Genomic DNA, 22,816 nt, shown 5'->3' with positions numbered 1-22,816 from the left:
ACTCAGCTGGTCACCTTGATGTCCGCCAGCCTGCCGCGCCACTCCCCGTTCGACTGCATCGGCAGGTCGGTGAGCCACACCAGAAGGTAGCGGCTCTTGAGGGTCTTGTCGGGCTTGAGCTCCACGGTCGTCCCCTTGCCGTCGGCCACCTTGGAGTAGGCGTCGAAGGAGGTCGGCTCGGAGCCGGCGTCCGCGCTCGCGCTGCGCAGTTCGACCGAGGTGCTGCCGACGAAGGTGACGGTCACCTTTCCGACCTGCTGCGCCTTGCCGAGGTCGAGGATGACGCCGACGCCGGACTTCAGCCGGCCGAAGTCGCTGCTGTAGTAGTGGTCCGTCTGCCAGTACGTCGAGGTGTCACCGTCGTAGACGTTCCCTATCTCGGACGGCTTCTCGGACTGGTCGGAGCCGAAGGGGTCGAAGTCACGGGCGCCGCTGATGGTGATCGGCTTGCCGGATTCCGGCTTGCTCGACGCACCCTTGTCGTTGTCGTCCGTCGTCTGCGTCTGGTTCTGGTCGTCGGAGGTGCCGCCCCGGTGCATCAGGGCGTCGGCCAGCTGCCAGCTGCCGAGGCCCAGGGCGGCGATGAGCAGAGCGGAGACGCCCCACTTCAGGGCCTTGCCGGTGCGGCTCTGCAGCGGGGGCGGCGGGGTCGGCGCCGACTGCGTGACGCCGGGATGCGGGGCTGGGCGGCCACGGCCGTACGAGCCCTGCTGATAGGCCGTGCGCTGGTACTCGGGCGGTGTCGTGAAGGCCGGCTCCGGCGGGCGGATGCGGGGCATCTCGCCGATCGCCTTCACCAGCTCCTCCGGCGTGGTGCACGGGGACTCGTGGCGGGACGCGGTGGCGCCGTCGTTGGCGAGTGCCCGCATGGCCAGCTCCGACAGCCCCCGGTGGACACCGGCGCGCACCTGGTCGGGCGGGATCAGACCGAGGTCCTTGGGCAGCCCGGAGAGCCCGTAGGCGTCGTCCTCGTACGGCCAGCGCTGCGTGAGGGACGCGTAGAGCAGGGCGCCGATGGCCTCCGTGTCGGTGCGCTGCGGGGAGTCGGAGGTGATGCCGCGCAGCGCCGCGTTCACGGCCAGCCCCCGGATGCGCCACTGCCCGGTCGACGTGCGCAGCACGGCGTTGGGGTTGAGGCGGAGGTGGGCAAGTCCCTCACGGTGGGCGGCGGCCATGGCGGACGCGATCTGGGTGACCATCTGGTAGGCGTCGTACGGCTCCAGCGGGCCGGCGGCGAGGAGTGCGGTCAGTTCGGTGGCGTCGGGGAGCCACTCGTGGACGACGTAGACGAGGTCGTTGTCCTCGACGGCGTCCAGCACCTGCACGAAGCGGGGGTCGCCCAGCAGCGCGGAGGAGCGGGCGGCGGCCAGCACGGACCGGGCGCGGCTGTGCTCCGCCGGCAGGACGTGGACGCCGACGGCGCGGCGGAGTTTCTCGTCCACGGCACGCCAACTGCTGAAGCCGTCCAGACGGGTGACGCATTCCTCGAGGCGGTAGCGTCTGGCGAGTTTGTGACCGCTGTGCAGTTCGGGAGGCGATGCCTTCCCGGACTCGTTGGTGCCGGCGCTCGCCTGTGCCTCGTCGCTGTCCGTGTCCCGCTCCCGGTTGTTGGCCACCCCGTCGGCCGTGGACTGGTCCGCCTCCGCGGTCAGCGACTCGTCGTCGCTGTTGTCTGCCACGTCGACGGCAGCTGTGCTCCGTTCCGCCACCGTCGTCCCTGCCTCCCCATTCATTGCGCGCCGGACACCCGTTGCGCGCCGTCCGACGCCGAAACCAATTGTGCCCACAGACCGCCGCTATGCACGACACACGGCGGTGAACGATGGTTGTGCGCCTACCCCCTGTCTCAGCGTCCCAGGCGTCCGCGGACCATACCGACCAGCGAGTTGAGCTCTTCGATCCGCATCCGGCGGGCGGCGAGGTAGAAGACGCCGAGCAGCACCGCGCCGCCGGCCAGGAGAGCGGCGAAGGAGCCCACGACGCCTTGGCCGAGCGTGTGGCCGATGCCGTAGCAGGCCGCGCCGCTGAGCAGGGCGGCCGGGACCGAGGCGATGGCCAGCCGGGCGTAGGTCCGCAGCACACGGGAGCCGTCCAGGTCCCCGCCGAGCCGCTTGCGCAGCCGGCGCCAGGCGATGCCGACACCGATGGCGTAGGCCAGTCCGTAGGCGGCGGCCATGCCGACCACGGCCCAGCGCGCCGGGATCACGAAGTAACAGACGGCCGAGGCGCCGGCGTTGACCGCCGCCACGATGACCGTGTTGTAGAAGGGGGTCCGGGTGTCCTCGTAGGCGTAGAAGGCGCGCAGGACCACGTACTGCACGGAGTACGGGATCAGGCCGAGGGCGAAGGCCATCAGCATGTAGCCCATGTTGGTGGCTTCGCTGGTGCCGGAGGAGCCGAAGATCAGGGTGCACATCGGGATGCCGAGCGCGACGAAGCCGAAGGCGATCGGCACGATCGCGACGGCCGTCGTGCGCAGCCCCTGGGAGATGTCGTCGCGGACGGCCCCGGCGTCGTCCTCGGCGGCGGAGCGTGAGAGGCGGGGCAGCAGCGCGGCCATCAGGGAGACGGTGATGATGGCCTGCGGCAGACCCCAGATCAGCTGGGCGTTGGCATAGGCGGCGAAGCCGGTGCCGTCCACGGGCGAGACCTTGCCCGCGGCGGTGGACAGCTGGGAGACGACGATCGCGCCGGCCTGGTTGGCGAGGACGAACAGGAAGGTCCACTTGGCGAGCGTGACTGCCTTGCCGAGGCCGTGGCCCTTCCAGTCGAAGCGCAGCCGCATCCGGAAGCCGGTCTCGCGCAGGTACGGGATCATCGCCAGCGCCTGCACGACCAGTCCGAGCAGGATGCCGACGCCGAGGAGCCGCTGCCCCTCCTCCGGGATGCTGGTGACCTTCATCCCGGAGTCGGCGGCGGTGCCGTACACCCAGATGAACATGCCGAGCGTCACGATGATGACGATGTTGTTCAGGACCGGGGTCCACATCATCGCGCCGAACTTGCCGCGGGCGTTGAGGATCTGCCCCATCACCACGTGGACGCCCATGAAGAAGATCGAGGGCAGAAAGTACTGGACGAAGGTGATGCCGACCTGGTTGGCCGCCGGGTCGCTGGCGACCGGGTCGGACAGCAGGCGGATGAGGATCGGCGCTCCGAGGACCGACAGCACGGTGAGCGCGCCGAGCGCCACCATGACCAGGGTCAGCAGCCGGTTGGCGAAGGCCTCGCCACCGTCCTCGTCCTCCTTCATCGCGCGGACGAGCTGCGGCACGAAGACGGAGTTGAGTCCGCCGCCGACGGTGAGGATGTAGATCATCGTCGGCAGCTGGTAGGCGACCTGGAAGGTGTCACCGAGCAGACCGACGCCGAGGGCGGAGACGATCAGCGCGGAGCGGATGAAGCCGGTGAGGCGGGAGACCATCGTGCCCGCCGCCATCACGGCACTCGACTTCAGCAGGCCCGCCGCACGACCGCCCTTCTTGGCCGGGACGGCGGCGGCCGGCGGCGGCACCGCGTCGGTCCCCTGTGCGGGGGTCTCGGCGGCCGGCGGGGGCGCGGTCAGGTACTGCCCGGGCGGGGGCGCCGCGTGCTGGCTCTGGCCGGGCTGGGGAGCCGGGTACTGGGACGGGCCGGGCTGAGGGGCCGGGTACTGGCTCTGGGCCGGCGGCTCCGCGCCGTACGGGCCGGGTGCCGGGGCCGCTCCGTACTGGCCCTGCGGGGTGGCAGCGTACTGGCCGTACGGGCCGGGTGCGGTCCCCTGCTGGTGCGGCGCGGGCGACGGGCCCGGCACCGAGGGGTTGCCCTGGTACGACGGGTGGCCGCCGCCCTGCTGCTGGTCACGGAAGAGATGGGCGAAGGCGTCCGGCTCGTGGCGCTGCTCGCCGGCCTGGGTGACGAGGTCGTCCACGCCCACGAACTGGGTCGTCCGCGGATCGTCGCCGTACGGCAGGTACTGGGTGGGGCCCTCCGGCTCGGGCGCCGGGGGCCGCGCCCAGACCTGCGGATCCGGGGCGTACGGCGACTGGGCCGGCGGTCCGTAGAGCGGCTGCTGCGGCGGATACGTGCCGGGGGGCGGCGGGGGGTGCGCGGCGCGGTCGTAGAGCGCCTCGTCGACCGGGTCCTGCGCGGAGAGGTCCTGCGCCCGGTAGGGGTCCTGGTCGTAGGCGTCCTGGAGGTACATGTCCGCCGGCGGCTGCGACGGCGCCCGGTCGTGCTCGGGTGGCGGGCCCTCGGGGTAGCCCGAGCTGCCCGCGGCCTGGCCACGGTCACCGTCGTACGGCGCGTTCATGGTTACCCCACCTCATCGTCCCGGGCCCACCGGCCACGACATCTCAACGGTCCACTCTCTCACCCGTCCCGGACGGGTCGGCGCTTTCCGCTGCGGTGTCCGCTCCGGGGTCACTCGGCTGCTCCGGGTCGCCTGTCCGGGAGTCTGCCCCGGACTGCTCGGTGAGACGGCCGGCGGGCCCTTCCGGGTTCTCGGGACCGTCCGCGCCGTCCCTGCCGTCCTCCCCGGCGTCGGGGCCCTCGTCGGCCGCGCTGCGGGCGGCGGCACGCTTGCGCTGCTGGTACATGCGGTAGCCGGCGAGGACGAGGAGGAGGACGCCGCCGCCGATGACCAGCATCACGGTGGCCGTGATCTCGGTGACCTTCACGTCGAACGTCACGGGTGCGCCGTACTTGCGGCCGTCCGCCGTGTACAGCTGGGCGATCACCGTCGCCCGCCCGTTGGCGTTGGCGGACGTGGTGAACTTCACCGACTGGCTGTGCCCGCCGGAGACCGAGACGGGCTGCTCCTGGTAGGCCTCACCGCCGATCTTCAGACGCGTCGGGTTGGTCGAGGTGAGCCGGAGCACCAGGTGGTCGGCGTCCTGGACGAGGTTGTTCTGGACGGTCACGGGGATCGTGGCGCTGCGCCCGGACAGCTTGGTCTCCGACTTGTCGATCAGCCGGACCTGGCCGGTCAGCCCGTCGAGGTAGGTCTCCACGCCGTTGCGGAAGGTCTGTCCTTCGGAGGCGCGGCCACGCCAGGACGTGGACATCTCCCGGTTCATGGCCCGTCCGAAGGGGGTCACCACCCGGGACTGGTCCGACAGGACGGCCTTGAAGTGGTCCAGCTTGTCCTGCGTCCGGGCGATCTGCTCGAACACCGAGTACGCCAGCTCCTGCTTGCGCAGCGAGGAGGGGTACGAGGAACGCGACGGCACCTTCGTCGTGGCGCCCGGGTCCGGTTTGGCCGAGGCGGCGTCGGACAGGTCCTGGGACTCGGACCAGTTGCCGTCCTGCAGGGCGGTCAGGGCCTCGGCCATCGCCCGGGCCTGGCTGCCGGTCGGCGTGCGCTGGGGGGCGACGACGATGCTGCGCTGCTTCCCGGTCTGCAGGTCGAGGGACAGGCTCTGCGCGAGGAACCGCTGGACGGCCGCCGTGGAGGTGGACGCCTTGGTCAGGTCGCCCTCGAACGCCGTGGACAGGCGGGCGTCCGCGACGACCGCCGTCGTACCGCCCCCGATGGGCCGGGCCGCGGAGGGCGTGTACGACAGGCCGCTGCCCTCCTGGAGGCTGTCGCTGCGGGCGATCACCTTGTCGGCCCCGGCGGAGGTGGCGACCTTGACGATCGACGGGTCGACCGCGCCCTCCACCGGCCAGGCGAAGTCGGTGGTCGGTTTCACGTGGAGGATCGGCTCCACCGTGTTGGCGACGACGTCGGTGGCCTCCTTCAGCTGGCTCAGCGAGCCGGTGAAGTCCGTGCCGTTGTGCGCGAGGGAGGCCAGGTCGGGGTCGGCGAAGGGCAGCGCGACGACCTCCTTGTCCGCCACCGCCTTCTGGAGGTCGGCGAGCCACTGCTTGGCGACGGCCTGGTGCGTGCCGGCCGAGGTGTTGCCGTCCGCGTCCCGGACCTCGTAACTGCGGGTCATCGCGTCGACGGAGGCCAGCAGGTCGGGGTCGACGACCCAGGTCACGTCGAGTTCCTTGCCGAGCGTCACCATCTGGTTCAGGCGGCCGCCGGGGGAGATCTCCTTGGCCAGGTCGTCATTGAGGAAGACCGGGGTCTGCTGCTCGTTCGACCCCGTCTCCGCGGCCACGTGCGCGGTGGAGACCAACGGCCACAGGAACGTCGTCCGCGTCTTGGTGCCGGCCTCGCCCGGCTGCCACGGCAGGAAGGTCCGCTGCACGCCGAGAAGCCGTTCCCAGGGCTGCGCGGAGGTCTGCCCGGAGAGCGTCACGGCGAACTCGTAGACGCCGTCCTCACCGAGGTCCAGCGCGTCGACCGGGACCGAGATGTTGAAGTGCTCGGCGACCCCCGGAGTGAGCTTGGCGTACTCCTCCGCGTACTTGTCGTCGATCTGCGTGCCGAGCGAGGCGTCGAGGTCGTCGCTGTTCTTGGCGACCGTGTCGATGGCGGACCGGGTGCCGAGCTGCTCGCCCACCCGCAGACCGACCTGGGCGTCGGTGACCGCCTGCTTGCCGTTGTTGGTCACCGTGCCCGACACCGTGACGGTGTCGCCGTCCGTGGGGGCGGCGGGGGTGAGCGAGTCGACGGTCACGGAGACCCCGTCCGACCCGGCCGCGGTCCGGGCGCCGGTCTGCTCCCCCGCCTGGGCCGGACCGGCGGCCGACACCTGTACGAGGCCTGCCAGCAGCGGTGCGGAGGCGACCAGCGCCACGGTGCGCCGTACCCAGCGGCGGGCAGGTGAGGGATGGGTCCCCTGGAAGTCTGCCGCCTCGGCCACGCGCTCGCCCGTCCCTCGTCGTCGTCAGTGGTCGTCGGATGTGCGTCCACGCATGGTAACGATGCCCGCTGAGGGGAAGTGCCGCGGAGTGGCCCACAAGATCGGGCTCGGGGCCGCCGGCGGGAACGAGTACGAGACCGGGCCGCCGCGTATATGCCCGTATAAAGGGGAGCGTCCGAACAAGTGGTGCGCTCGCCTCCGCTCGGGGCACGTACCCTTTTCTGTTGTGCCGAACGCCAAGGAAGTCAACCCCAGTGCCCTGAGTCAGGCGCAGCACCGCGCGGTGAGCGAACTGCTGCGCGTCTCGCCGGTCGCCGACGATCTCGCCCGCCGTTTCCAGGAGGCCGGGTTCTCCCTCGCCCTGGTCGGTGGCTCAGTGCGCGACGCGTTGCTCGGGCGGCTCGGCAACGACCTGGACTTCACCACCGACGCCCGTCCCGAGGAGGTCCTAAAGATCATCCGTCCCTGGGCGGACGCCGTCTGGGAGATCGGGATCGCCTTCGGAACCGTCGGCGCGCAGAAGGATGCCCGCGTCGGAGACGCTGACCGAAGCCTTCAGATCGAGGTGACCACCTACCGGTCGGAGGCCTACGACCGCACCTCGCGCAAGCCCGAGGTGTCCTACGGCGACTCCATCGAGGAGGACCTCGTCCGGCGGGACTTCACCGTCAACGCGATGGCCGTCGCACTGCCCGAGAAGGAGTTCATCGACCCGCACCACGGACGGGACGACCTCGCGGCCCGGGTGCTGCGTACGCCGGGAACGCCCGAGGCGTCCTTCTCCGACGACCCGCTCCGGATGCTGCGGGCCGCGCGTTTCGCCGCGCAGCTCGACTTCGAGGTGGCCCCCGAGGTCGTCAAGGCGATGAAGGAGATGGCCGGGCGTATCGAGATCGTCTCGGCCGAGCGGGTCCGGGACGAGCTGAACAAGCTGATCCTGTCCGCGCACCCGCGCAAGGGGCTGACGCTCCTGGTCGAGACCGGCCTGGCCGAGTACGTTCTGCCCGAGCTTCCCGCCCTGCGCCTGGAGAGCGACGAGCACCACCGCCACAAGGACGTCTACGAGCACTCGCTGATCGTGCTGGAGCAGGCGATGGCCCTGGAGCAGGACGGCCCCGACCTGACCCTCCGGCTGGCCGCGCTGCTGCACGACATCGGCAAGCCCCGCACCCGCCGCTTCGAGAAGGACGGGCGGGTCTCGTTCCACCACCACGAGGTGGTCGGGGCCAAGATGACGAAGAAGCGCATGCTGGCGCTGAAGTACTCCAACGAGCTGGTGAAGGACGTCTCGCGGCTGGTCGAGCTGCATCTGCGGTTCCACGGGTACGGCACCGGGGAGTGGACCGACTCCGCGGTGCGCCGGTACGTCCGGGACGCGGGACCGCTGCTCGACCGTCTGCACAAGCTGACCCGGTCCGACTGCACGACCCGCAACAAGCGCAAGGCGACCGCGCTGTCGCGTGCGTACGACGGCCTGGAGGAGCGGATCGCGCAGCTCCAGGAGCAGGAGGAGCTGGACTCGATCCGCCCGGACCTCGACGGCAACGAGATCATGCAGATCCTCGGTATCCGCCCCGGCCCCGCTGTCGGGCAGGCGTACAAGCACCTGCTGGAGCTGAGGCTGGAGAACGGGCCGATGGAGCACGAGGCGGCGGTCGCGGCGCTCCGGGAGTGGTGGGCCCGCCAGCAAGAATGAGCGGGAGCATGTTTCACGTGAAACATGCCGCCGTTTCACAGATGGGGAGGGGCGGTGTTTCACGCGGTGTTTCACGTGAAACACCGCCCCCGTACGCCGATACCGGCTACCGGCTACCGGCGTACGGGGCGGACCATGGCCGCCGCGACCACCGCGTAGACCAGGGACACGGTCACGACGAGCGGTACCGAGCGGCCGTCCGGCGGCAGCATGAGGGCGGCGACCCCGGCTGCGCCGACGAAGGCGACGTTGAACAGCACGTCGTAGACGGAGAAGATCCGGCCCCGGAAGGCGTCCTCGACCGAGGACTGCACGATGGTGTCGGTCGCGATCTTCGAGCCCTGGGTGATGAGCCCCAGGACGAACGCGGAGGCGATCAAGGGCGCGGTGGCGAACGGAAGGCCGAGGGCGGGCACCAGGACCGCGGCGGCCGTGGCGCACAGGGCCATCCAGCGGCCGGGGCCGAGCCGGCCCGCCGTCCAGGGGGTGAGGACCGCCGCCGCGAAGAAGCCGGCGCCCGAGACGCCCAGCGCCAGTCCCAGCAGGGCGAGGCCTTCGTCCGTTCCTGAGGTCAGGGCGTACCGGCACAGCATCAGCAGCATCACCAGCAGGGCGCCGTAGCAGAACCGCATCAGCGTCATGGCGGCCAGCGACCAGGCGGCCTCCCGGCGGACCGGCGCGGCGAGGTGCCGGACCCCCGCCATCAGGTCGCGTGCGGTGCCGGTGAGGGCGGTGGCCAGCCGGGGCCGGATCAGTGCCCGGTCGGGTCCCAGCAGGTCCGCCGCCATGCGCAGTGAGGCCAGGGCGCCGCACAGGTAGAGCACGGCTCCCAGCACCACCACCGCGGCGTCGGTGTCGGCGATCACGATGCGGACGACGAAGGCGAGACCGCCGCCCGCCGTCGCCGCCAGGGTGCCGGCGGTCGGGGAGAGCGAGTTGGCGATCACCAGGCGGTCGGCGTCGACCACCCGGGGCAGCGCGGCGGAGAGTCCGGCCAGGACGAAGCGGTTGACGGCGGTGACGCACAGGGCGGAGACGTAGAAGAGCCAGTCCGGGACCGAGGCGATCATCAGCAGGGCCGTCACCGAGGCCATCAGGGCACGCAGCAGGTTGCCGAAGAGGAAGACCTGGCGTCGGCGCCAGCGGTCGAGCAGGACGCCGGCGAAGGGTCCGACCAGCGAGTACGGGAGCAGCAGCACCGCCATGGCGGAGGCCACCGCGGCCGGCGAGGTCTGCTTCTCCGGGGAGAAGACGACGTAGGTGGCGAGTCCGACCTGGTAGACGCCGTCGGCTCCCTGGGAGAGCAGGCGCACGGCGAGCAGGCGCCTGAACCCCTTCAGACGCAGCAGGACGCGCAGGTCACGGACGACGGCCATGGGGCACAGCCTCACATACGGGGAGGGCCCCCGGGCGTACTGCCTCGGGGGCCCTCCTCCGTTCGCGATCGGAGCGGTCTAGCGCTCGACCTCGCCCGCGATGAACTTCTCGACGTTGGCGCGGGCCTCGTCGTCGAAGTACTGGACCGGCGGGGACTTCATGAAGTAGCTCGACGCCGACAGGATCGGGCCGCCGATGCCGCGGTCCTTGGCGATCTTCGCGGCGCGCAGGGCGTCGATGATCACGCCGGCCGAGTTCGGGGAGTCCCAGACCTCGAGCTTGTACTCCAGGTTCAGCGGGACGTCACCGAAGGCACGGCCCTCCAGGCGGACGTAGGCCCACTTGCGGTCGTCCAGCCAGGCCACGTAGTCGGACGGGCCGATGTGGACGTTGTCCGCGCCGAGGTCCCGGTCGGGGATCTGGGAGGTGACGGCCTGCGTCTTGGAGATCTTCTTGGACTCCAGGCGCTCGCGCTCGAGCATGTTCTTGAAGTCCATGTTGCCGCCGACGTTCAGCTGCATCGTGCGGTCCAGGACGACGCCCCGGTCCTCGAACAGCTTCGCCATGACGCGGTGCGTGATGGTGGCACCGACCTGCGACTTGATGTCGTCGCCGACGATCGGGACACCGGCCTCGGTGAACTTGTCCGCCCACTCCTTGGTGCCGGCGATGAAGACCGGGAGGGCGTTGACGAAGGCGACCTTGGCGTCGATGGCGCACTGGGCGTAGTACTTCGCCGCGTCCTCGGAGCCGACGGGCAGGTAGCAGACCAGGACGTCGACCTGCTTGTCCTTGAGGACCTGGACGATGTCGACCGGCTCCTCGGCGGACTCCTCGATGGTCTGGCGGTAGTACTTGCCGAGACCGTCGAGGGTGTGGCCGCGCTGGACCTGCACGCCGGTGTTCGGCACGTCGCAGATCTTGATGGTGTTGTTCTCGGAGGCGCCGATGGCGTCCGCGAGGTCCAGGCCGACCTTCTTGGCGTCCACGTCGAAGGCGGCGACGAACTCGATGTCGCTGACGTGATAGTCGCCGAACTGGACGTGCATCAGGCCGGGGACCTTGGCCGCCGGGTCGGCGTCCTTGTAGTACTCGACGCCCTGCACCAGCGATGCGGCGCAGTTGCCCACACCGACGATGGCTACGCGAACCGAACCCATTCCGGTTGCTCCCTGTGTGTACGAGTGAGGCCCTGGCCGGGCGCTCACGTGGCGGTGTCGTCGGGCGTATCCGGTCGCGGGTCGTCCCCGGACCGGGGCAGACCGCCCGGCGCTCCATGTGTGGTGTCCTGTCGAGCGGACCCCTCGGGGCCGGAACCGCGCAGGTCCCGTCCCGCCCGCTCGCTCTCGATGAGCTCGTTCAGCCAGCGCACCTCGCGCTCCACGGACTCCATGCCGTGGCGCTGGAGCTCCAGCGTGTAGTCGTCCAGACGCTCCCGGGTGCGCGCCAGCGAAGCGCGCATCTTCTCCAGGCGCTCCTCCAGCCGGCTGCGGCGCCCTTCCAGTACGCGCATGCGTACGTCACGCGACGTCTGTCCGAAGAAGGCGAAGCGGGCGGCGAAGGTCTCGTCCTCGTACGCGTCGGGACCCGTCTGCGAGAGGAGCTGCTCGAAGTGCTCCTTACCTTCTGCCGTCAACCGGTAGACGATCTTGGCTCGGCGTCCCGCCAGAGGGGCGGTGGCCTCGGGGGTGTTCCCCGGTTCCTCTATCAACCAGCCGTTGGCGACCAGCGTCTTGAGACAGGGATACAGCGTTCCGTAGCTGAAGGCCCGGAACACACCCAGTGACGTGTTGAGCCGTTTACGCAGCTCATAGCCGTGCATCGGGGACTCGCGGAGCAGGCCGAGGACGGCGAACTCAAGGATGCCGGAACGCCGGCTCATCGTCGCCTCCCCTTGGTCGCCTGGGTCCTTATGCCGAGCTGATGTATCGACTCGATACATCCAGACGATAGAACGGCCTCTCGTGTGCGACAAGAGGGAAACCCGTGAACGGGATCACATCGTTGATTCATGGAAAGCAAGTTGCCTGATTTGAGGTGAACTTCGAAGCTCGGGGGTTTCGCTGGTGCGTAGTCTGTGCGCCATGCAGACCACCGGGAACCGAGTGATGCCCGGGGGCGTCCCTGTCCCTGGTGCAGTACGGGTGAATACGGCAGGGGCCGCATCCGTACTTCGGGGGGACCGGAAACCAGCCGCCGTTGCCAGGCGCGCAATGGTGCGCCTGCCCGAGGAGTAGTCGTTCGATGAGCGAGCACCGTCGCAAACCGCCGCAGCCGCAGGGAGGCGGACGTGCCGCGGCCCGACGCGGCCAGTCCGGTTCGTCCTCCGGCCGCCGTGCGGCACCGCGAGGCGCCACAGAGTCTCCGTCCGGCTCGCACGCGCCGGGGGGTGAGGAACAGTACGGGAGTCGCGCCGAGGCCCGCCGTGCGGCCCAGCGCAGCGGTGGTGGCCGTCGCCGAGCGGCCGAACCGGGCCGCGGCGGACGGCGCGCGGGCCCGCCGGGGCGCGGCCGGGCGCCTGCGCCAGGCAAGAAGCGGATCATCGACTATCCGCGCTTCGACAAGTACGGCTGGCGCCGCTGGGTGCCGTCCTGGAAGCTGGTCTCCGGCCTGTGCGTCGGGTTCTTCGGCGCCATGGTCGCCGCGGCGGGCATCGCGTACGCGATGGTGGGCATCCCCGACGAGGCGAAGACCGCGACGGCGCAGAACAACGTCTACTACTGGGCCGACGGCACCCAGATGGTCTCCACCGGCGGTGAGCGCAACCGGCAGATCGTCGACCTCTCGCGGATCCCCAAGGCGATGCAGAACGCCGTGATCTCGCAGGAGAACAAGACCTTCTACGACGACAGCGGCATCGACCCCAAGGGCATCGCGCGCGCCGTGTACAACATGGCGATGGGCGGCGACACCCAGGGCGGCTCGACCATCACCCAGCAGTACGTCAAGAACGCCATGCTGGACGACCAGTCGCAGACGATCTCCCGCAAGGTGAAGGAGATCTTCGTCTCGATCAAGGTGGGCAGCAAGCTCGGCAAGGACGAGATCCTCGCGGGCTACCTCAACTCCGCTTACTACGGCCGCGGCGCCTGGGGCATCCAGGCGGCGTCACGGGCGTACTTCGACAAGGACTCCGAGGACCTGAACCCCGGGGAGTGCGCCTTCCTCTCGGCGATGCTGAAGGGCGCGACCTACTACGACCCGGCCGGAGCGACGTCCATCGACTCGGCCGCCACGCCGAAGGCCAACCAGAAGCGGGCCCTGCTGCAGATGCAGGACACCCTCGACAAGATGGTCGAGTACGAGCACCTGAGCGCGACGGAACGCGCCAAGTACACCGAACTCCCCAAGTGGGAGAACCCGCGATCGAACACCCAGCTGAGCGGGCAGATCGGTTACCTGGTCGACCTGGCCAAGGCGTCGCTGGTCAAGAACGACGTGGTCACCACCAACCAGCTCGAACAGGGCGGGTACTCGATCTACACGACCTTCGACAAGAAGAAGGTCGAGGAGCTCGAGAAGGCGGTCACCAAGGTCTACAAGGAGAACATCGACCCGAAGAAGCGCCCCGACAAGGACACCGACGTCCAGTTCGGCGGTGCCTCCGTCAATCCTGAGACCGGTGCCATCGAGGCCATCTACGGCGGTCAGGACGCGACCACGCACTTCACCAACAACGCCGATGTGACCGGTGCCCAGGTCGGTTCGACGTTCAAGCCGTTCGTGCTCGCCGCCGCGATGACGTACGGCGTCCGTGATCCGGACCTCGGCGAGGTGCAGTCGGAGGACGAGCGCACGGTGGTCTCGCCGAAGAGTTTGTACAGCGGCAAGAACAAGTGGAAGGTCAAGAACTACGACGGGAGCGTCTGGCAGAACGAGAAGGGCGAGGAGTGGCTGCAGACCAATGACGGCGGTGCCGACGCCACCGCTGGTGAGGCGCCGGACTTCATGATCGACCTTCGCGAGGCGATGCGGGAGTCGATCAACTCCGCCTTCGTCCAGCTCGGCATGGACGTCGGCCTGGACAAGGTGAAGGACTCCGCGATCAAGGCCGGCCTTCTGGAGGACAGCCTGGCCGGCACCACGTTCCCCTCGTTCTCCATCGGTATCTCCGACCCGAGCGCGATCCGGATGGCAGGCTCCTATGCCACGTTCTCGGCCAGCGGCAAGCAGCGTGACCCCTTCTCCGTGACGAAGGTGACGGACAAGGACGGCACGATCTACACGCACAAGGTCGAGACCAAGCAGGCGTTCACCGCCAAGGTCGCGGACAACGTCACTGACGTCCTGAAGACCGTGGTGGAGAAGGGCACGGGTACCAATGCCCAGCTGCGAGGCCGGGAGGTCGCGGGCAAGACCGGTACGACCGACGGCAACAAGTCGGCCTGGTTCGTCGGCTACACCCCGCAGCTCTCCACCGCGATCAGCATGTTCCGCTACCCGGACGACGAGAGCGTCAAGAACCGTCAGTTCCTGGAGATGTACGGGACGGGTGGCCAGGAGGAGATCCACGGTGCCTCCTTCCCGTCCGAGATCTTCAAGGACTACATGGAGGACGCGCTCAAGGGCGAGCCGGCGGTGAAGTTCCCCAAGCCGGAGGCCATCGGCGAGGTCGTCAACGACGAACCTTCCCCGTCGGCCACCGCCTCGGCCACGGAGACCGAGGAGGCGGAGTCGGAGAGCCCCTCGCCGACCCCGACGCAATCGGAGACGCAGGAAGAGACCTCGCCGTCGCCCACCACCAGCGAAACCTGCGGAGCCTGGGACTGGGGCTGCGAGGAGGGGTCGGACGGCGGTACCGAGACGGGCGACGAGGGCGATGACGACGCCAGCGAATCCCCCACGTCGTCCGCCACGGAGTCGGAGGAAGCCGGCAACTCACGAGGCAATGACGGGGGCATCTTCGGATAGCTGCCGGATCGCCCGGCATGGGTGTTTCACGTGAAACACCCGTATGTTTCACGTGAAACAGGGCCGCCGCACCGACCTGGTGCGGCGGCCCTCGGCGTTTTCAGAGGTACGTACGGCAGGATGTGCCCCATGCCCAGTGCAGAATCGACGCAAGCGAGCACCCGGCCGGACCCGGTGCGGCCGACCCAGGAGGACCAGGTCGCGGCGGCCGGCAGCGAGCTGATCGGCGGTCCCCTCGGCCGACGGGCCCTGCTCGGTACGTCCTGGTGGACACCGGTACGGGTGATCGCACTCGTGGCGATCGGCATGTTCGCCCTCGGCCTGGTCCAGAAGGCGCCCTGCTACAACGGCGGATGGTTCTTCGGCGCCGGTTCGCAGTACACGCACGCCTGCTACTCGGACATCCCGCACCTCTTCACCGGACGCGGGTTCGCGGACGGGCTCGTCCCGTACTTCGACAAGATCCCCGGTGACATGCAGTACCTCGAGTACCCGGTGCTGACGGGCGTGTTCATGGAGGTGGCCTCCTGGCTCACGCCGGGCGGCGACAGCATCCAGGACCAGCAGCAGTGGTACTGGCTGGCCAACGCGGGCATGCTGATGATCTGCGCGGTGGTCATCGCGGTCTGCGTGACCCGTACCCACGGACGGCGACCGTGGGACGGCCTGCTGGTCGCCCTGGCGCCTGCCTTCGCCCTCACCGCGACCATCAACTGGGACCTGCTGGCGGTCGCTCTGACGGCCGCGGCGATGCTGATGTGGTCCAGGAGCCGCCCCCTCGCCTTCGGCGTCCTCCTGGGGCTCGCCACGGCCGCCAAGCTCTACCCGTTCCTGATCCTGGGACCGCTGCTCGTCCTGTGCTGGCGGGCGGGCAAGTGGCGGGAGTACGGGACCGCCCTCGGCGGCGCCGCCGTCTCCTGGCTCGTGGTGAACCTGCCGGTGATGCTCTTCGCCTTCGACGGCTGGTCGAAGTTCTACACCTTCAGCCAGGAGCGGGGTGTCGACTTCGGATCCTTCTGGCTGATCCTGGCGCAGAACTCGGACGACCCGCTCAGCACCGAGACGGTCAACACCCTCGCCATGCTGCTGATGGTGCTGTGTTGCGGCGGCATCGCGGCACTCAGCCTGACCGCGCCCCGCCGGCCGCGCTTCGCCCAGCTCGCTTTCCTGATCATCGCGGCCTTCATCCTCACCAACAAGGTCTACTCGCCCCAGTACGTCCTGTGGCTGGTGCCGCTGGCGGTGCTCGCCCGGCCGAAGTGGCGGGACTTCCTGATCTGGCAGGCGTGCGAGGTCGCCTACTTCCTGGGCATCTGGATGTACCTCGCGTACACGACCAGCGGAGACGCCCACAAGGGGCTGCCGGCCGACGGCTACCACTGGGCGATCGGACTGCATCTGCTGGGCACGCTCTACCTCTGCGTGATGGTGGTGCGCGACATCCTCATGCCGGACCGGGACCCGGTGCGCAGGGCCGGTGACGACGATCCCTCCGGCGGGGTGCTCGACGGCGCCGCCGATGTCTTCGTCCTCGCCCGTGGGGCGGGTCCGGGGCGGGACGCGGAGGAGTTCGGGGGACCGCACGTGGAATGGGGCACCGAGCGGCACGGAGACGGGCCGCGCTGAGCGGATGCCCGGGGAGCGACTGCCTCCCCGGCACGCGGAAGGCCGTACCCGGTGATCGCGGTACGGCCTTCGTGCTGCGGGAGGGCCTCGGTGAGCCGGTGGGCCTGAGTGAGCTGATCGGGGCCGAGGCGGGCGGTCAGGCCGTCGAGGTCCGGGCCGGGCCGACCAGACCGTCGTCGCGGGTCGGCCGGGCCCGGCTGTCAGCGGTCGAGGAGGCGGTCGAACTGCGTCGTGGTGTGGCGCAGGTGGGCGACCAGCTCGTCGCCGACCTTCGGCTCCGGCGCGTCCGAGGGCACGAACAGGATCGAGACCTGCATGTGCGGCGGCTCGGCGAACCAGCGCTGCTTGCCGCCCCAGACGAACGGCGACAGGTTCCGGTTGACCGTGGCCAGACCGGCCCGGGCCACGCCCTTGGCGCGCGGCATGACGCCGTGCAGAGCCTTCGGCGCCTCCAGTCCCACGCCGTGCGAGGTGCCGCCGGCCACGACCACCAGGAAGCCGTCCGAGGCCGCCTTCTGCTGCCGGTAGCCGAACCGCTCCCCCTTGACGACCCGGGTGACGTCCAGGACGGCCCCGCGGTACTCGGTGGCGTCGTGGTCACCCAGCCACAGCCGGGTGCCGATCCGGGCGCGGAAGCGGGTCTGCGGGAACTGCTGCTGGAGGCGGGCCAGTTCCTCGGCCTTGAGGTGGCTGACGAACATGGTGTGCAGCGGCAGCCGGGCCGCGCGCAGCCGGTCCATCCAGCCGATGACCTCCTCGACGGCGTCCGAGCCGTCGGTGCGGTCCAGCGGCAGGTGGATGGCGAAGCCCTCCAGCCGGACGTTCTCGATGGCGGCGTGCAGCTGCGGCAGTTCCTGCTCGCTGATGCCGTGCCGCTTCATCGAGGACATCACCTCGATGACCACCCGCGCGCCGACGAGGCCGTAGACCCCGTCGATCGAGGAGACCGACCGGATGACCCGGTCGGGCAGCGGCACCGGCTCCTCACCGCGCCGGTACGGCGTCAGGACCAGCAGGTCGCCGCCGAAGAAGTCCTTGATCCGGGCGGCCTCGTACGTCGTGCCGACGGCCAGCACGTCGGAGCCGAGCCGGGTGGCCTCCTCCGCCAGCCGCTCGTGCCCGAAGCCGTAGCCGTTGCCCTTGCAGACCGGGACCAGTGCGGGGAACTGCTCCTGCACGTGCTTGTGGTGCGCCCGCCAGCGCGCGGTGTCGACGTAGAGCGTGAGCGCCATGGCCGGACCTGGAACCTTTCTCGTGGCAGCGTGTGTCGGGGGTGGGGAAACGCGGCGTCAGCGACGCGACATGTAGAGGTCGAGTGCCTTGTGGAGCAGCTTGTTGAGCGGGAAGTCCCACTCGCCGAGGTACTCCCCGGCCTCGCCACCGGTGCCGACCTTGAACTGGATCAGGCCGAAGAGGTGGTCGGTCTCGTCCAGGGAGTCGGAGATGCCGCGCAGGTCGTAGACGGTGGCGCCGAGCGCGTAGGCGTCGCGCAGCATCGTCCACTGCATGGCGTTGGAGGGCCGCACCTCGCGCCCGATGTTGTCGGAGGCGCCGTAGGAGTACCAGACGTGTCCGCCGACGACCAGCATCGTCGCCGCCGAAAGGTTCACGCCGTTGTGGCGGGCGAAGTACAGCCGCATGCGGTTGGGGTCCTCGGTGTTGAGAGCCGTCCACATGCGCTGGAAGTAGGAGAGCGGGCGGGGCCGGAAGTGGTCGCGCACGGCCGTGATCTCGTACAGCCGCTGCCACTCCTCCAGGTCGTGGTAACCGCCCTGGACGACCTCGACGCCGGCCTTCTCGGCCTTCTTGATGTTGCGGCGCCACAGCTGGTTGAAGTTCTTGTGGACCTCTTCCAGCGACCGGTTGGCCAGCGGGACCTGGAAGACGTAGCGCGGCTGCACGTCGCCGAAGCCGGCGCCGCCGTCCTCGCCCTGCTGCCAGCCCATCTTGCGCAGCTTGTCGGCCACCTCGAAGGCGCGCGGCTCGATGAAGTCGGCCTCGATGTCGCGCAGGCGCTTGACGTCCGGGTCCTGGATGCCCTTCTTGATGGACGCCGCCCCCCAGCGCCGGATGATCACCGGCGGGCCCATCTTGACCGAAAAGGCACCCTGGCGCTTGAGGTGCGCCAGCATCGGTTCCAGCCACTCCTGGAGGTTCGGCGCGAACCAGTTGATGACCGGGCCCTCGGGGAGGTAGGCGAGGTACCGCTTGATCTTGGGCAGCTGGCGGTAGAGGACGAGGCCCGCGCCGACCAGTTCGCCGGTCCGGTCGTCGAACCAGCCGAGGTTCTCCGAACGCCACTCCGCCTTGACGTCCGCCCATGCCGGGACCTGCATGTGACTCGCCGACGGCAGACTCTGGATGTACGCCAGATGCTGCTCACGGCTGATGGTCCTCAGGGTCAGGCTCATTCGGGGCGCTCCTCGGGCTGGTTCGTCCCCATGGGTACAGGGGCTCCGGCTCTCGCGCGAAGCCTACTGCGCCCGCGGCGCGCCCCGACTGGGCCCACGGCTCCTTTGCCCGGGCCGGGCCGAGACCCGCCGGAGACCGGAGCGTCACCCGGTGTTCGATTGTGGTGTCCCTGGCGTCAGTCGATGACCCCGCCGAACAGGCCGCCGTGCGCCATGCCCAGGAGGAGGCCCACGCCCGCCGCTCCCATGCCCACGATCAGGCCGAAGCGCTCACGGGTGGTCACCGAGACCCACAGGCCGTACGCGCCCGCGACGATGCCGAGCAGGCCGGTCCAGGAGCTGAGCAGGTGCAGATGGTGGAACATCGCGGTGATGAACGACGTGATCCCCAGCACCAGGGTCACGGCCATCAGGGCGTCCTGGAGCGGATGGGGCTTGCCGTCCGAGGCGAAGAGGCCGCCGGCGGTGTCGGTTCGCATTACCTGTGCCATGGGGCACCTCCTGCGATAGGCGGCGCATGGTAGCGCCCTACACACCCTTTGTGTACAGATTGTCTGCCTCTCCGGCCGGATTTCAACCGGAAGCCGAGGTGCGGGTACTGTGTACCGTCTGCACCGGTGTCTGCTCAGTCGCAGCCTTGAGAGCCCTCGACGATCGTCCTGATTGTCAGTGGCCGCTGCTCTACTGACAGGTACCGAGGCGAACGCATCACAACCCTCCTGCCACGGAACGACCGTGGCCGCTGAGTCCAAAGGAGGTGGGTTCCACATGCGTCACTACGAGGTGATGGTCATCCTCGACCCCGATGTCGAGGAGCGCGCTGTCTCTCCGCTGATCGAGAACTTCCTGTCCGTCGTCCGTGACGGCGGCGGAAAGGTCGAGAAGGTCGACACCTGGGGCCGTCGTCGTCTCTCGTACGAGATCAAGAAGAAGCCCGAGGGCATCTACTCGGTCATCGACCTGCAGGCCGAGCCTGCGGTCGTCAAGGAGCTCGACCGCCAGATGAACCTGAACGAGTCGGTCCTCCGGACCAAGGTCCTCCGTCCCGAGACCCACTGAGCTTCCGCTCAGCCGGTCCGGGATTCGAGTAGCAGCACAAGCAGCCAGCAGCAAACCCGCCGAGAGGTTCCCCCATGGCAGGCGAGACCGTCATCACGGTCGTCGGCAATCTTGTCGACGACCCCGAGCTGCGCTTCACCCCCTCCGGTGCGGCCGTCGCGAAGTTCCGTGTCGCGTCCACTCCCCGCACCTTCGACCGCCAGACCAACGAGTGGAAGGACGGCGAGAGCCTCTTCCTGACCTGCTCGGTCTGGCGTCAGGCGGCGGAGAACGTCGCCGAGTCGCTCCAGCGAGGCATGCGCGTCATCGTGCAGGGCCGGCTGAAGCAGCGGTCCTATGAGGACCGTGAGGGCGTCAAGCGCACGGTCTACGAGCTGGACGTCGACGAGGTCGGCGCCAGCCTGCGCAACGCCACGGCCAAGGTCACCAAGACCTCGGGCCAGGGCCGCGGAGGCCAGGGCGGCTATGGCGGCGGTGGCGGTGGCGCCCAGGGTGGCGGCGGCTGGGGCGGCGGCCCCGGCGGCGGCCAGCAGGGCGGCGGCGCTCCGGCCGACGACCCGTGGGCGACCGGCGCTCCCGCCGGTGGCCAGCAGGGCGGCGGCGGTGGCTGGGGTGGAAACTCCGGCGGCGGTGGCGGCGGCTACTCGGACGAGCCCCCCTTCTAGGACGCCCCTTCCAGGGACGTCCGCCAGGGACGGGTTCGTACCCACACTTCTTGATCACACAGGAGAATCACCATGGCGAAGCCGCCTGTGCGCAAGCCGAAGAAGAAGGTCTGCGCTTTCTGCAAGGACAAGGTCACGTACGTGGACTACAAGGACACGAACATGCTGCGGAAGTTCATTTCCGACCGCGGCAAGATCCGTGCCCGCCGCGTGACCGGCAACTGCACCCAGCACCAGCGTGACGTCGCCACGGCCGTGAAGAACAGCCGTGAGATGGCGCTGCTGCCCTACACCTCCACCGCGCGATAAGGGAAGGGTGACCGACTCATGAAGATCATCCTCACCCACGAGGTCTCCGGCCTCGGTGCCGCGGGCGACGTCGTCGACGTCAAGGACGGTTACGCTCGCAACTACCTGATCCCGCGGAAGTTCGCCATCCGCTGGACCAAGGGCGGCGAGAAGGACGTCGAGCAGATCCGTCGTGCTCGCAAGATCCACGAGATCCAGACCATCGAGCAGGCCAACCAGGTGAAGGCCCAGCTCGAGGGCGTCAAGGTCCGCCTGGCCGTCCGTGCCGGCGAGGCCGGTCGTCTCTTCGGTTCCGTCACCCAGGCCGACATCGCCTCGGCGATCAAGGCTGCCGGTGGCCCCGAGGTCGACAAGCGCCGCATCGAGGTCGGTTCGCCGATCAAGACGCTGGGCGCCCACGAGACGTCCGTGCGTCTGCACCCCGAGGTCGACGCCAAGGTCAACCTCGAGGTGGTCGCGGCCTGAGTGCCGTACCCGCTCAGCGGTGAGTGAGGGGGCCGTGTCCTTCTGGGACGCGGCCCCCTCCTCGCGTACGGAAGACTTCGCGCTGACGTGCGCGGCGACAGCGCGTGGTGCGGGCTGTCGCCCGTTGTTTCACGTGAAACGGTCAGCGCGTGGCACCCGTCACGACCCAGCGGCCGGAGCGTGTCCGCAGCCACAGCGTGGCCAGGCGGACGGTCATCATCAGTGTCATGGCCGCCCACAGGGCGGTGAGCCCGCCGCCGTAGACGGGGACGAGCAACGCCACCGGGGTGAAGACCGCCAGGGTGACCAGCATCGCCCAGGCGAGGTACGGGCCGTCGCCCGCGCCCATCAGGACGCCGTCCAGGACGAAGACGACGCCGCAGACCGGCTGGGACAGCGCTACGACCACCAGAGCGGGCAGGGCCGCGTCCTTGACCGCGGAGTCACCGGTGAACAGAGGCAGGAAGGCCGGCCGGGTGACCACCACCAGCACGCCGAGCACGACTCCTACCGCGACGCCCCACTGGACCATGCGCCGGCAGACGTCCCGGGCCCCTTGTCCGTCACCGGCTCCCAAATAGCGTCCGATGATGGCCTGACCGGCGATGGCGATGGCGTCGAGAGCGAAGGCGAGCAGGCTCCACAGGGACAGGATGATCTGGTGAGCCGCGATGTCGGCGTCACCGAGGCGGGCCGCCACGGCCGTCGTGATCATCAGGATCGCCCGGAGCGAGAGCGTACGGACCAGCAGTGGTACGCCGGCCTGGGCGGAGGCCCTGATCCCGGCGAGGTCCGGGCGCAGCGAAGCGCCGTGCCGACGCGCGCCGCGGACGACGACCACGAGATAGACGGCGGCCATCGCGCACTGGGCGATGACCGTGCCCCAGGCCGAGCCCGCGATGCCGAGGCCGGCACCGTAGACCAGTCCGGCGTTGAGGGCGGCGTTCGCGACGAAGCCTCCGACGGCGACGTACAGGGGAGTCCGGGTGTCCTGGAGGCCGCGCAGGACACCGGTCGCCGCGAGCACGACGAGCATGGCGGGGATGCCGAGCGAGGAGATGCGCAGATAGGTGGTGGCGTAGGGGGCCGCGGTGTCGGAGGCGCCGAAGAGTTCGACGAGTGACGGAGCCGTGGGCAGGACCACGGCGATGACGGCGGCGCCGAGCAGCAGGGCCAGCCAGATGCCGTCCATGCCTTGCCGGATGGCGGCCTGGAGATCGTCCGCGCCGACGCGCCGGGAGACGGCCGCCGTGGTGGCGTAGGCGAGGAAGACGAAGATGCTGACGGCGGTGGTCAGGAGGGCCGAGGCGACGCCAAGACCGGCGAGTTGCGCGGTGCCGAGATGGCCGACGATCGCACTGTCGGCCATCACGAAGAGCGGCTCGGCGACGAGCGCGCCGAAGGCGGGGACGGCCAGAGCGATGATCTCTCGGTCGTGCCGGGCCCGGGTGGGGCGGGAGCGCGCGGAGGCCTGTGTCATGAGCACCAATCCAATCTTCCACAGGTAAGAGATGCAAAGCTATTGTGACCCTTACTTTATGTCTCAGTGTGTGTATATCCGTG

17 protein-coding genes are annotated in these 22,816 nt (G+C 69.5%); 7 read left to right on the top strand and 10 right to left on the bottom strand.

The window, feature by feature from the left end; translation table 11 throughout:
* Nucleotides 1-2: 2 nt before the first annotated feature.
* The 3 genes from ACIQR3_RS15970 to ACIQR3_RS15960 all read right to left on the bottom strand — a co-directional run bounded on the left by ACIQR3_RS15970 (nucleotide 3) and on the right by ACIQR3_RS15960 (nucleotide 6,734).
* Nucleotides 3-1,709 (bottom strand): serine/threonine protein kinase, encoded by a 1,707-nt coding sequence (locus ACIQR3_RS15970; RefSeq protein ID WP_403538843.1) that lies wholly within the window; start codon nucleotides 1,707-1,709, stop codon nucleotides 3-5.
* Nucleotides 1,710-1,846: 137 nt separating this feature from the next.
* Nucleotides 1,847-4,291 carry a murein biosynthesis integral membrane protein MurJ gene (murJ, locus tag ACIQR3_RS15965; protein WP_403538841.1) on the bottom strand — a complete coding sequence of 815 codons (2,445 nt, stop codon included), beginning with the start codon at nucleotides 4,289-4,291 and terminating at the stop codon, nucleotides 1,847-1,849.
* 43 nt (nucleotides 4,292-4,334) lie between these two features.
* Nucleotides 4,335-6,734 carry a DUF6049 family protein gene (locus ACIQR3_RS15960; protein ID WP_403538838.1) on the bottom strand — a complete coding sequence of 800 codons (2,400 nt, stop codon included), beginning with the start codon at nucleotides 6,732-6,734 and terminating at the stop codon, nucleotides 4,335-4,337.
* A 226-nt stretch (nucleotides 6,735-6,960) separates the two neighbouring features.
* Here ACIQR3_RS15960 and ACIQR3_RS15955 point away from each other — a divergent pair, with 226 nt between their 5' ends.
* Nucleotides 6,961-8,430 carry a CCA tRNA nucleotidyltransferase gene (locus tag ACIQR3_RS15955; protein ID WP_403538836.1) on the top strand — a complete coding sequence of 490 codons (1,470 nt, stop codon included), beginning with the start codon at nucleotides 6,961-6,963 and terminating at the stop codon, nucleotides 8,428-8,430.
* Nucleotides 8,431-8,543: 113 nt separating this feature from the next.
* Here the strand turns inward: ACIQR3_RS15955 and ACIQR3_RS15950 are convergent, their stop codons facing one another.
* The 3 genes from ACIQR3_RS15950 to ACIQR3_RS15940 form a co-directional block, all read right to left on the bottom strand.
* The gene (locus tag ACIQR3_RS15950; protein ID WP_403538834.1) at nucleotides 8,544-9,806 is read right to left on the bottom strand and encodes an MFS transporter; all 1,263 of its coding nucleotides are present in this window, start codon (nucleotides 9,804-9,806) and stop codon (nucleotides 8,544-8,546) included.
* A gap of 78 nt (nucleotides 9,807-9,884) precedes the next feature.
* Entirely contained in the window at nucleotides 9,885-10,967 is a 1,083-nt protein-coding gene (locus tag ACIQR3_RS15945; protein WP_403538832.1) for an inositol-3-phosphate synthase, read from the bottom strand.
* A gap of 44 nt (nucleotides 10,968-11,011) precedes the next feature.
* Nucleotides 11,012-11,689, bottom strand: a complete 678-nt coding sequence (locus ACIQR3_RS15940) for a helix-turn-helix transcriptional regulator (RefSeq protein WP_403538829.1) — start codon at nucleotides 11,687-11,689, stop codon at nucleotides 11,012-11,014.
* Nucleotides 11,690-12,051: 362 nt separating this feature from the next.
* On the opposite strand from ACIQR3_RS15940, the gene ACIQR3_RS15935 reads away from it, so the two are divergent.
* Nucleotides 12,052-14,718, top strand: a complete 2,667-nt coding sequence (locus ACIQR3_RS15935; RefSeq protein ID WP_403538827.1) for a transglycosylase domain-containing protein — start codon at nucleotides 12,052-12,054, stop codon at nucleotides 14,716-14,718.
* A 129-nt stretch (nucleotides 14,719-14,847) separates the two neighbouring features.
* Nucleotides 14,848-16,344 carry a glycosyltransferase family 87 protein gene (locus tag ACIQR3_RS15930; protein ID WP_403538824.1) on the top strand — a complete coding sequence of 499 codons (1,497 nt, stop codon included), beginning with the start codon at nucleotides 14,848-14,850 and terminating at the stop codon, nucleotides 16,342-16,344.
* 200 nt (nucleotides 16,345-16,544) lie between these two features.
* On the opposite strand, the gene ACIQR3_RS15925 is transcribed toward ACIQR3_RS15930, so the two are convergent.
* The 3 genes from ACIQR3_RS15925 to ACIQR3_RS15915 all read right to left on the bottom strand — a co-directional run bounded on the left by ACIQR3_RS15925 (nucleotide 16,545) and on the right by ACIQR3_RS15915 (nucleotide 19,246).
* Nucleotides 16,545-17,576, bottom strand: a complete 1,032-nt coding sequence (locus ACIQR3_RS15925; RefSeq protein WP_215169689.1) for an alanine racemase — start codon at nucleotides 17,574-17,576, stop codon at nucleotides 16,545-16,547.
* A gap of 57 nt (nucleotides 17,577-17,633) precedes the next feature.
* A complete protein-coding gene (femX, locus tag ACIQR3_RS15920) occupies nucleotides 17,634-18,755 on the bottom strand; it encodes a peptidoglycan bridge formation glycyltransferase FemX (protein WP_215169687.1) in 1,122 nt (373 codons plus the stop codon).
* 176 nt (nucleotides 18,756-18,931) lie between these two features.
* A complete protein-coding gene (locus tag ACIQR3_RS15915) occupies nucleotides 18,932-19,246 on the bottom strand; it encodes a hypothetical protein (RefSeq protein ID WP_403538820.1) in 315 nt (104 codons plus the stop codon).
* A 277-nt stretch (nucleotides 19,247-19,523) separates the two neighbouring features.
* On the opposite strand from ACIQR3_RS15915, the gene rpsF reads away from it, so the two are divergent.
* From rpsF to rplI, 4 genes are all read left to right on the top strand, one after another.
* Nucleotides 19,524-19,814 (top strand): 30S ribosomal protein S6, encoded by a 291-nt coding sequence (gene rpsF / locus ACIQR3_RS15910; protein WP_215169684.1) that lies wholly within the window; start codon nucleotides 19,524-19,526, stop codon nucleotides 19,812-19,814.
* Between the two features lie 74 nt (nucleotides 19,815-19,888).
* Complete coding sequence (locus ACIQR3_RS15905) at nucleotides 19,889-20,479, top strand: single-stranded DNA-binding protein (RefSeq protein WP_403538818.1); 591 nt, start codon at nucleotides 19,889-19,891, stop codon at nucleotides 20,477-20,479.
* Nucleotides 20,480-20,551: 72 nt separating this feature from the next.
* On the top strand, nucleotides 20,552-20,788 hold the full coding sequence (gene rpsR, locus ACIQR3_RS15900) for a 30S ribosomal protein S18 (protein WP_003949403.1): 237 nt from the start codon (nucleotides 20,552-20,554) through the stop codon (nucleotides 20,786-20,788).
* Between the two features lie 18 nt (nucleotides 20,789-20,806).
* Nucleotides 20,807-21,253: a 50S ribosomal protein L9 gene (gene rplI, locus ACIQR3_RS15895; RefSeq protein WP_215169674.1), complete on the top strand. Its 447-nt coding sequence runs from the start codon at nucleotides 20,807-20,809 to the stop codon at nucleotides 21,251-21,253.
* A gap of 142 nt (nucleotides 21,254-21,395) precedes the next feature.
* Here the strand turns inward: rplI and ACIQR3_RS15890 are convergent, their stop codons facing one another.
* A complete protein-coding gene (locus ACIQR3_RS15890; RefSeq protein ID WP_403538815.1) occupies nucleotides 21,396-22,733 on the bottom strand; it encodes an MATE family efflux transporter in 1,338 nt (445 codons plus the stop codon).
* Nucleotides 22,734-22,816 lie beyond the last annotated feature (83 nt).

The organism is Streptomyces sp. NPDC090994, assembly GCF_044768905.1.
In the GTDB taxonomy this organism is placed as follows: Bacteria; Actinomycetota; Actinomycetes; order Streptomycetales; family Streptomycetaceae; genus Streptomyces.
This window is presented reverse-complemented; position numbering and strand designations above follow the sequence as displayed.